The sequence below is a fragment of the Streptococcus sp. IMAU 99161 genome (genome assembly GCF_014435245.1).
Lineage (GTDB): Bacteria > Bacillota > Bacilli > Lactobacillales > Streptococcaceae > Streptococcus > Streptococcus lactarius.
On record NZ_JAAPAW010000006.1, the window covers coordinates 155,855 to 165,451 of the forward strand.

The window sequence follows — 9,597 nt, forward strand, 5'->3', positions numbered from 1 at the left end:
AACGACGAAATCGAATTCTAACGAATTACCGATTTCTGTCCCACTCTCTTTTGCTTAATTTCGATTGTAGTAAATGCGATGACTTTCAAGTTGGTAATTCAACAATTCATCCACCGTAACAAAGGTGTAGCCTTGTTCTTTGAGGTAATCTAGAACCGTCGGCAAAGCATCAATCGTGGTCTGGTGAACATCATGCATGAGAATGATCGAACCTGGTTTGACTTCTTTCTTCACTTCATTGAGAATGGAAGTTGTATTGTGGTTCTTCCAGTCTAAACTATCCACATCCCACATGATGAAGGACTGGTCTATGCCATATTGGATGGCGTTATTGATCGCTCCATACGGTGGACGGGTAATCTTGGTTTGCACGCCTGTCGCTTTTTGAATCGCTTCTTGCGTATCCAAAATCTCCTTTTTCGCATCACTCAAACTCAATTTCGGTAATTGCGGGTGATCCCAGGTATGATTCCCAATTTGGTGACCTTCTTTACGGACTTGCTTAGCGATATTTGGATAAGCGTCGACATTTTTACCAACCATAAAGAAGGTGGCCTTGGCATTGTACTTCTTAAGGATTGAGAGAGCTTGTGGTGTCGTCTTGGGATCTGGCCCATCATCAAAGGTCAAAGCAATCATCTTTTGACGGCGCTCTTCAATATAGGATTGGTACGATTCAAGATCTTCAGGAAGCAGGCGATCGGTATCGATCACATCATAGAATTTGGAAAGTGGAACCTTGAAGGTATCATCCCCCTTAACCTTAGAGGGAAATGAAATGATGAAATTTCCTTTTTCATACTGGAAAGTCCACTGGCTCAAATCCATTTCTGAAAAATGCGCCACCATTTGATCAATACTGGCCTCATCTAGCTGACGAAACGAAAGATTGGTTTTCAATTCGTTTAAGAAAATCTGCTTTGCTCCATCTGGATCAGCGAATACCTCCGTCAAAGTCAAAGGATTATCCTCATCATCTAAATAGAATAAAGGCAATTTCACAGTTTCATCTTTGATGAATTGTCCCTTTTTATACTGGTATTCCGCCCGTTTAATCTGAATCGGATGGTAGCCAACAAAGGGAGCTTCTATTTCTTCACTATGGTAGAAAGTCAGATGCTCTGGCTTCTTGGTTTTTTCGTCCGATCCCAAACGTTTGAGGTCTTCTGATATCTTGTCTTTAATGACAGTGATGGGTTGCCCATCTCTTGTAGGAAAATAAGCCGTCACATAGGACGTTCCTAAAATCCCTTCTTGGACTTGTGCTTTTTTCCCTTTTTCTGTATCTCCTTCTAACTGTACCACTTTCGAAAATTGGTCTTGATAGGCCTTATTTTCACGAATGGTTTGGATTTTACGGTATCCAATAAAAAGGATAGAGAGTAAAAGGAGATTCACGATGACTAATAATATGGTTCTTACAGGCTTTAATCTCATGACTTTATTATAGCAAATTTCTTTCCAAAAAACATTTCTTTTTTATACAGGTACACATCAAAAAAGGTGAGGCTGGGACAAAAGTCCTAGCCTCTTAATTGTTTTGGATTGTCGAGCAAGACGCAGTGGTTGAGTGGGCTCTACTAGGCTGATTTCATCAGCTTTTACAGCCCTACTCAACTGTGCGGAGGTTCGAATTCTAACGAATGACCGATTTCTGTCCCACTCTCCCTTTTCTATTCAACCTTTTTATTTTTCACGGATTACTTCGACTTTGTATCCGTCTGGATCTACCACAAAATAATAATTTGGGGGATTACCAGGTAGGCCTTTTGGATCCGTTACTTCATAGCCTTTGGATTTGTGCTCAGCATGCAAGCCTTCTAGATCTGGTGTGCTCAATGCTACGTGTGCATAGCCATCACCGATGACATAAGGTCCATGGTCATAATTGTAAGTCAATTCCAATTCGTAGTCATCTCCAGGCAAGGCCAAATACACAATGGTAAATTTGTAGTCTGGAAAATCTTTCCGTCGTTTTTCTTCAAAACCAAAGGCATCTTGGTAAAAAGCGATGGATTTTTCTAAATTTTCAACACGTAGGCAGGTATGCAACATTTTTGAACTCATTATTTTTCCTCTTTTCGATTTCTTTTACGACTTTCCGTTTTTGTAGATAATTTCACTTCAAAGATGGTTCCTCTTGGTTTGTTATCTCTGACTTGAATGTTTCCTTTAAAGGCTTCTACAATTTGTTTGGCAAGCGATAAGCCTAGGCCAAATCCACCTTTTTGACGGGTTCTAGCCTTGTCCACCCGATAAAAGCGATCAAAAATCCGCTTTTTGTCTTCATCGGGAATACCAGGTCCATTATCCAGGACTTTGATAAGGAGATTTTTGTCCTTCAATTGAACTTTAAAGCCAATTTCGCCATCTTCATCTGTATATTTCAAGGCGTTGTCGTACAAGATGGTCATCAACTGCTTGAGCAGGATTTTATCTGATGAAATGATCTTGTCGACTCGGTTCTCGCCTCGAAAGACCTTGGCATTTTCTTCTGCGATAATCTCAAAATTTGAGAAGGTCTGATCAAAGAAGCTAGGATCAATCTCATCGATCTCTGGCTTCAAGCCATCATCCCTTCGGGCAATGTTGAGCAGGTTGGTGGTCAAGAGCTTCATATTTCGGACCTCATCTAGACTTGAGGCAATGCTCTCGCTCGATTCCATAATGGTTGCTTCTGGTTTTCTAAAAAGTGTTTCTAAACGATTTTGTAGAACTGCAAGGGGCGTCCGCAATTCATGTGAGGCATTTTCCACAAAGGCTTTTTGCTTTTGCATGCTCTCAAGAAGTGGCTTGACACTAAGACGAGCCAGAAAGAGACTTGCAAACAGTGAAATCCCCCAGAAGCAGATCATCACAAGGGCGATTTGGCCCTCATTCTTTTCGCTCGTCTGCTCCAACTGGCTAATATTAGTCATGATGACCGCGTATTTAACATCACTCTCATCACCATCTGATAAGCCCAGATCCGTCATATAGGCTCGGTAACTTTCTTTTTTACCATAGCTATTGGTAATCCGGAGCTGTGAAACCTTGTTAAGCAGTTTGCGTCCAAAGGTTACTGATTTGAGGTTTAGAAAACCATTTCCAGTTGTCAGATTTTCATATTTTTTATTGAGAAGAACGACTGTTGTATTGGAGGTGACATCTCCTTTGGGCTCTGACTTATCATGATTTGGGACATCCATGACATCGTTCTCTTTATCATTTAGCTTGGCACCCGATTGCCTTTGGTCGCGATTGGCAATGGCCACGATCGAATAAGGATCCTGGCTAAGAGTCTTGAGGTTCTCATCGACCGTCGTATAAAGGCTCGAGCGCATGACCTGAATAATGATCAAGGTCATGGCTGAGAAAATCAGGGTAAAAAGGCCAAAATAGCGGATGAAATAGGAAAAGTCATCTTCTCCGACGGTTTTCTTAATCCTTGTTAACATCTTTTAAGATATACCCCACACTACGCAATGTTTGTAAGTTTTCTACGAAATCCGTTCCTTTTAATTTTTTACGGATTTTCGATACATACACTTCAACAACAGAAATGGTTGTATCGCTGTCAAACCCCCACAAACGGTCGAAAATTTGGGTTTTAGGAAGAATGACATTTTGGTTTTGAAGGAAGTAAACTAAGAGATCAAACTCTTTTCCGAGTAATTCAACTTCTTTGCCATCGATATAAGTCGAATTGGTAGATAAATTCACCTTCAAATTACCATAATTGAGGGTGTTTTCATTGACCTTACCTGAGCGCTTCAAGAGAGCTTGGATCCGCATCTTAAGCTCTTCAAGATAGAAAGGCTTGGTGAGGTAATCGTCTGCTCCTAGCTCAAAACCATGTCCTTTGTCATCCAGACTTTCTTTGGCTGTCATAATCAAGACAGGAGTCGTCACGCCTTTTTCACGCAATTCTTTCAAGACATGAAAGCCGTCTTTTCCCGGTAACATGAGGTCCAGCAGAATCAAGTCATAGATGCCACTTTCAGCCTCATAAAGACCTTCTTCACCATCAAAAACCTGCATGACATCCGCGAAGTCATCTAAAAAATCAAATACTGAATTGGATAAACCAAGGTCGTCTTCGACCAATAGAATTTTAATCATTGTACTTTCCTCTTCTCTTTCTTGAGTGAGTCTTTCTAATCTATTCCAAACTATTATAACACGACTTGCCTTCATTTCCTATAGTTAGAACCTTGATTTATCTACCTATCCATTTGATTAGATAAAGGGTTGGTTTCTTAGGAATTGGTCGTATTTTCCTTGTTACTTTGCGTATTACTGGCGTCACTGTCTTTCAACTGTTTCTTCGTATTCTTTTTACTTGACTGATTAGAAGAGCCTTGCTTATTTGACTCTCCCGGTGGCATACCTCCATTTTCAGGCCCATTTCCTTGAGGTCCACCGTTTCCTGGCATCTGACCAGGTCCGCCATCTTGTGGACCTCCATTTTGAAGGCTACCATTTTGCTGGTTTCCTTGCGTGGAATGGCTGTTTTGCTTCTGCTGATTTTGAATGTTTGCTTGGTTTTGATTTGTTTGGACGGCTTGTGACAGTTGTTGCTGACTAAGGGATTGTGAAGTAATAACTCCGATTCCAAAGCCGCTACCAGCACCGACGAGCAAGCCTCCGATTGCTGCTGTTTTGATCCACCATTTGGAACTGCGTTTTAGAACGACCATTTTTTCATTGGATACTTTTGGATCTACGACTTGTTTTGTTTCTTTTTGATTCATTGTTCTTCCTTATTTTTTAAGTATACTTGTCTTTTAAATTTTAAAGGGAGCTCAGTCCTTTAAGTACAGCGATTATACTGAAGAATCCTTAAGCCTTCCTAAAGAATAGCTTAAACAAAACTAAACTTTTATTTATTGGTTGACAAAACATTCTAACTGAGATAAAATAGTTACCATAAAATAAATAAGAGGTTAACTGTTATGAAAAAAGCATTTCCTTTAGTCTTAATTGCCATTGGTACCGCAATGATTTGCGTTTTGTCTCAATTCACCGTTCCTTTTGGGCCCATTCCATTGACCCTTCAGACATTGATTATTGGACTCATCGGGACTATCTATAAACCCAGCCATGCTTTTACTGCTGTCTGCCTTTATCTGCTTTTAGGTTTCTTCGGATTCCCAGTGTTTGCAGGTGGTTCCGGCGGTGCACAAAGTTTCATTGGACCTACTGCTGGTTTTCTCTTGTTCTTCCCATTTCGTGCCTTGCTCACGTCTTTGTTTACCAATGCCAAATCCAGCGTCGTAACCATTTTCCTTGCTAATTTATTTAGTAGTGTTCTTCTCTTTGTTTCCGGACTCATCGGTTTTATGCTTGTGACAGGAATCGGTATTCAAACATCCTTTGTAAAGGTCGTAGCTCCATTTATACTTGCTGATTTCATCAAAATCATCATTATCACTATTACCAGCAAGGCGATTTTTGCCAACCTCAAACACCACTGGTATTTCAAATAAGATACAAAGGGCCTAGAGAATATATAAAAAATAGCAACATCTGAAAACAGTTGTTGCTTTTTATTGAAGGGATATCTCTTCAATCGAAATCCTTTTAAATGGATTACTGTTTCGTAGAAGAACCTTCTATCTACCCTCCTTCCTTTATTTTTCCTTATAAAGAACTCTCAAAATCAGTAGCTGTGTTAGCAAAATCCAGATGATCAGAATAACCAAGTCAAACAATGAGATGTGGTCATGACTATAAAGGCAAGCTCGAAGAAGATTAACAGAAGGGACAAAAGGAAGAACATGGTAGAGATGGTTTATCCAATCTGGAAGACGACTTGCTGGGTACATGATTGGCGAAAACATCAAACCGATCATAAGAATCAACTGAGACATCAACGTGACAATATTGGGAGAAAAAGTATACGCAATGGCAAATCCAAGACTGATCATCGTAAGACAGATAAGAAATAGAATTAAAACAGCTAGAATAGATACATTTAAGCGGACAGAAAAACGAAAATAGCCCAGTATAACAGAAATGAACACTCCAGGTAAAATAGCAATCATCCACATCCAAAGATCTGCTAAGGAAATAAGAATTCGTGGTATTGGAAGGGCTCGTACATAGTCTACATGTCCTTCTGACTTCGCATTTGCTATAACAGGTGATGAGATAGTACAGCCAATAGAAATAATTCCTATCAGAACTGAACCAGAAGAGAGATAGTAGGCAGCTGTCGTATCAATCTCACCGATCACTAGTGGATAACCAAAAAGAAGTGAAATGGATAACAGAACCTGAGCTAGCGTAAAGAGTAGAAATAGATCTTTTTGACGAAGATAGTTCCAACGAAGTAAGTAAAAAAATTGAATCATATCAGTTTGTCGACTCCTCTCTATAAAGATCTGAAATGGATACGTTTTTCTGAGCAAGTGACAGATTTAAAATATTCTTTCTATCCAATTCCTGTGTGATTTTTGGTAGCAGTCTCGTTAACTCCTTCTCTTCTATTTCAATCTGGCAAATCGAACCATTGATAATGGTATAATCTTGGAATAGAGCTAAGCTATCTTCATTCCTAAACTCAAAAGATATTTGATACTGTTTTTGATAGGTTATTTGCTGAACAGGTCCTGATTTGATTAAATTCCCATGGTTAAATAAGGCATAGTTGTCAGCATATTTTTCAACTTCTAAGAGATTATGCGTCACGATAATAATGGTATGACCTTTATGCGCTAGCTTCTGTAATAATTGCCACTGTTTTTCACGACGTATTGGATCAACATCGTTCGTCGGCTCATCAAGAAGAATGATGGCCGGAGATCCGATTAAAGCCATTGCAAAAGAAGTTAGACGCTTTAAACCACCTGAAAGGTCCTTTCCTTGTTTTCTCCGATATTCTTTAATTTCTAAATCAGTTAGGAGTTGGTCAAGTTCCTTTTGTAGATCTAAGGTGTTTAATCCTCTCATTCTTCCAAGCATTTCTAAATTTTGTTCTACCGTTAATTTTTCAAGTGGTGCATACTGCTGTGACATATAGCTCATCATCGAACGAGCTTGTTTACGATTCTCTACAAAAGAAATATCTCCATAGCAAACGTCCCCTCGATCAGGTTTGGTAAAACCAATCATTTGATTTAAGAGGGTGGACTTACCAGCACCATTGTGTCCTAAAAAGGCTGTAATTTTAGCAGCTTCTATTTCTAAGGAAATATGATTATTAGCAAAATGTTGCTTATCGAATGATTTTGTCAAATCTCTAATAGTCAGTGTCGCAAATGTCTTCATCTCATCACTCAAGACTGAGAAGATTTTCCCAGCTTCCTTCATTTTTGATAAGATTATTGTATAATAAACATATGACTTTCCATGGTTTACGTCATGATTTACCATTTTAGTGTCATAATTAGCCAACTCAATTTGATAAGGGGGACTTATGTTAAACGTCGTTATTTGTGATGACTCAACTAGAGATGCTAGTCAGTTAGAACAGTATTTACTTTCTTACGACAAGGTTCCTGTAGAAACAAAACTATATACCAATCCACAAAGAATGCTAGAACAGTTAACAGGGGATACTCATTGTGTTTTTTTAGATATTGATATGCCACAAATTACTGGAATTGACCTTGCTCGTGAAATTCGGCAGTTCAATCCTTTTATCCCCATTATTTTTGTGACCAGCTATCGTGATTATATGGAACAAGTTTTTGAAGTACAGACTTTTGATTACTTAGTAAAACCAATTGAACCTCAAAGGCTAAATAAGGTAGTAGACAGAGTTTTACGTTATTTTGATTTAGGACAAACCATCTTTAACTTCTCATTTGGAAAACAAAGTTACTCTATTCCGTTAAGTGACATTACCTATTTTGAGAAGGATAAGCGTTCCGTTTTTATTTACACGCTAGCAGATACCTATAAGTCCTTACTGAAAACCCAAGACATTCTAGATAAACTACCTGATTATTTTATTCAAATACATGCTTCTTATATTGTAAATCCCAAATATATCAAAGATTTTGATGCGAGAACCGTAACTATTTTGCTAAATGGAACCGAGGAGCATCTACTTCCAATTAGTCGTAAGTTCCAGTCTTCTTTTAAAGAAAAATACTATAACTATCTCAGTGAAAGGAATTTCTAATGCTAATAGGATTACGGATCATTAGTATCTTGTTCGACTTATTTCTGGCAAGTGTTTTATTTTATAGGCCAATATCCAAATATAAACATTCAAAAGAAACCCTTTTAGTCCTTTGTTGTTTCTTTCTCTTTCATGTGGCTCTTGTGTTTGTTTTTTTAGAAAGTCGCGTTTTTTTAGTGAGCAATCTCTTTCTTAGTATGTTAGAATCCTCTCTCGTAGGACTCTATTTTGGCTACTCCTTTCGTGATTCTTCCTTTTGGATATTCTTACAGACAAGCCTGACATTATTAGCAGGAGCTGTCCTCAATCAAGCTATCCAACTTTTTCTTCCACTGTCAAAAGTATCAAAAAATTTAGGAATAATTAGTGGTTACCTTGTCATCAGTTTTCTTTTTTCAACTGTGATCACTCTTATTCTTCGACAGTTATTTCGAACACATCAAAAGTTAACCATGGCAACATTTAGAAGAAATTGGCTGTATCAATTTATCGTGCCGATTTTGTCGATTATTTTTGCCTTTACTGTATCTGCTATTCAAGGACAAGTATTTGGACCAGATTATCTTTCTGTCATTTCACTCTTTTCTCTTATTGTATTGTCATTTTCCTCACTTTATTTTACCTTACATCTTTCTCAACAACAGCACTCTGATTATCAAAATAAACTAGATAAAGAACAGCTTCAATTCCAATTAAGAGAAACACAACAGTCTCAAGAGGAATACCAACGATTGCAAAGTCTTCGGCATGACTTAAAAAATAAACATTTAACTCTGTTGGCACTTCTAGAAGAAAATCCTGATGAGGCTAGAGAGTATCTTCACTCGTTAACTGATAGTATTTCAGGAAAACAAACCTTTTACTCCAAAAATCCAACAATTAATTTTTTACTGAATCAGAAACTGCACGATGTGGAAGATGAAATTAAATTGGAAATTGACTGCTTTGTCCCTCAAGAATTATCTATTCAGCCTGATATTCTAGCTGTTATTTTAGGAAATTGTTTAGATAATAGTATTTCAGCCTGTCTTCGATTAACTGATAAATCGGAGAGAACATTGGCTCTGAATATACGTTATTTTCAACAAAACCTATTTATTTCGATCAACAATACCTTTAATGAACAAGAACAAGAGACTCGTAAAACACGTCAAAGAGATGGTTGGGGCTTACGAAACGTTGATGCCCTAGTACAAGAATACCAAGGAACTATCAAGCGATTCAAAGAAAATGGCCACTATCGAACGGAGATCCTCTTACCAAGTCCAATAAACGAATGATCCTTCTCCTTCGATATCCAATACAGATGATTCATTGAAAAACAAAAGATGAGGCTGGGACAAAAGTCCTAGCCTCTTAATCGTTTTTGGATTGTCGAGCAAGACGCAGTGGTTGAGTGGGCTCTACTAAGCTGATTTCATCAGCTTTTACAGCCCTACTCAACTGTGCGGAGGTGGGACGACGAAATCGAATTCTAACGAATGACC

General features: G+C 38.3%; 10 protein-coding genes. 3 read left to right on the forward strand and 7 right to left on the reverse strand.

All coding sequences use genetic code 11. The annotated features are described in order from the left end of the window. Positions 1 to 54: 54 nt before the first annotated feature. From HA044_RS03085 to HA044_RS03105, 5 genes are all read right to left on the reverse strand, one after another. Complete coding sequence (locus tag HA044_RS03085; RefSeq protein WP_187539181.1) at positions 55 to 1,437, reverse strand: polysaccharide deacetylase family protein; 1,383 nt, start codon at positions 1,435 to 1,437, stop codon at positions 55 to 57. Positions 1,438 to 1,686: 249 nt separating this feature from the next. Further along, positions 1,687 to 2,067 carry a VOC family protein gene (locus HA044_RS03090; protein ID WP_187539183.1) on the reverse strand — a complete coding sequence of 127 codons (381 nt, stop codon included), beginning with the start codon at positions 2,065 to 2,067 and terminating at the stop codon, positions 1,687 to 1,689. Further along, positions 2,067 to 3,437: a cell wall metabolism sensor histidine kinase WalK gene (locus HA044_RS03095; RefSeq protein ID WP_187539184.1), complete on the reverse strand. Its 1,371-nt coding sequence runs from the start codon at positions 3,435 to 3,437 to the stop codon at positions 2,067 to 2,069. Before HA044_RS03095 ends, HA044_RS03090 begins: the two co-directional genes overlap by 1 nt. Next, on the reverse strand, positions 3,421 to 4,101 hold the full coding sequence (locus HA044_RS03100) for a response regulator transcription factor (protein ID WP_187539185.1): 681 nt from the start codon (positions 4,099 to 4,101) through the stop codon (positions 3,421 to 3,423). Before HA044_RS03100 ends, HA044_RS03095 begins: the two co-directional genes overlap by 17 nt. A 137-nt stretch (positions 4,102 to 4,238) precedes the next feature. Then, the gene (locus HA044_RS03105) at positions 4,239 to 4,733 is read right to left on the reverse strand and encodes a hypothetical protein (protein ID WP_187539186.1); all 495 of its coding nucleotides are present in this window, start codon (positions 4,731 to 4,733) and stop codon (positions 4,239 to 4,241) included. A gap of 201 nt (positions 4,734 to 4,934) precedes the next feature. On the opposite strand from HA044_RS03105, the gene HA044_RS03110 reads away from it, so the two are divergent. Further along, a complete protein-coding gene (locus HA044_RS03110) occupies positions 4,935 to 5,468 on the forward strand; it encodes a biotin transporter BioY (RefSeq protein ID WP_187539187.1) in 534 nt (177 codons plus the stop codon). Between the two features lie 144 nt (positions 5,469 to 5,612). Here the strand turns inward: HA044_RS03110 and HA044_RS03115 are convergent, their stop codons facing one another. Both HA044_RS03115 and HA044_RS03120 read right to left on the reverse strand, forming a co-directional pair. Further along, positions 5,613 to 6,335 carry an ABC transporter permease gene (locus HA044_RS03115; RefSeq protein ID WP_187539189.1) on the reverse strand — a complete coding sequence of 241 codons (723 nt, stop codon included), beginning with the start codon at positions 6,333 to 6,335 and terminating at the stop codon, positions 5,613 to 5,615. A 1-nt stretch (position 6,336) separates the two neighbouring features. Then, positions 6,337 to 7,293 carry an ABC transporter ATP-binding protein gene (locus tag HA044_RS03120; RefSeq protein WP_187539418.1) on the reverse strand — a complete coding sequence of 319 codons (957 nt, stop codon included), beginning with the start codon at positions 7,291 to 7,293 and terminating at the stop codon, positions 6,337 to 6,339. Positions 7,294 to 7,399: 106 nt separating this feature from the next. Here HA044_RS03120 and HA044_RS03125 point away from each other — a divergent pair, with 106 nt between their 5' ends. Next, positions 7,400 to 8,110, forward strand: a complete 711-nt coding sequence (locus tag HA044_RS03125; protein WP_187539191.1) for a LytTR family DNA-binding domain-containing protein — start codon at positions 7,400 to 7,402, stop codon at positions 8,108 to 8,110. Then, positions 8,110 to 9,390 (forward strand): GHKL domain-containing protein, encoded by a 1,281-nt coding sequence (locus HA044_RS03130; protein ID WP_187539193.1) that lies wholly within the window; start codon positions 8,110 to 8,112, stop codon positions 9,388 to 9,390. Before HA044_RS03125 ends, HA044_RS03130 begins: the two co-directional genes overlap by 1 nt. The last annotated feature ends 207 nt before the right edge of the window (positions 9,391 to 9,597 follow it).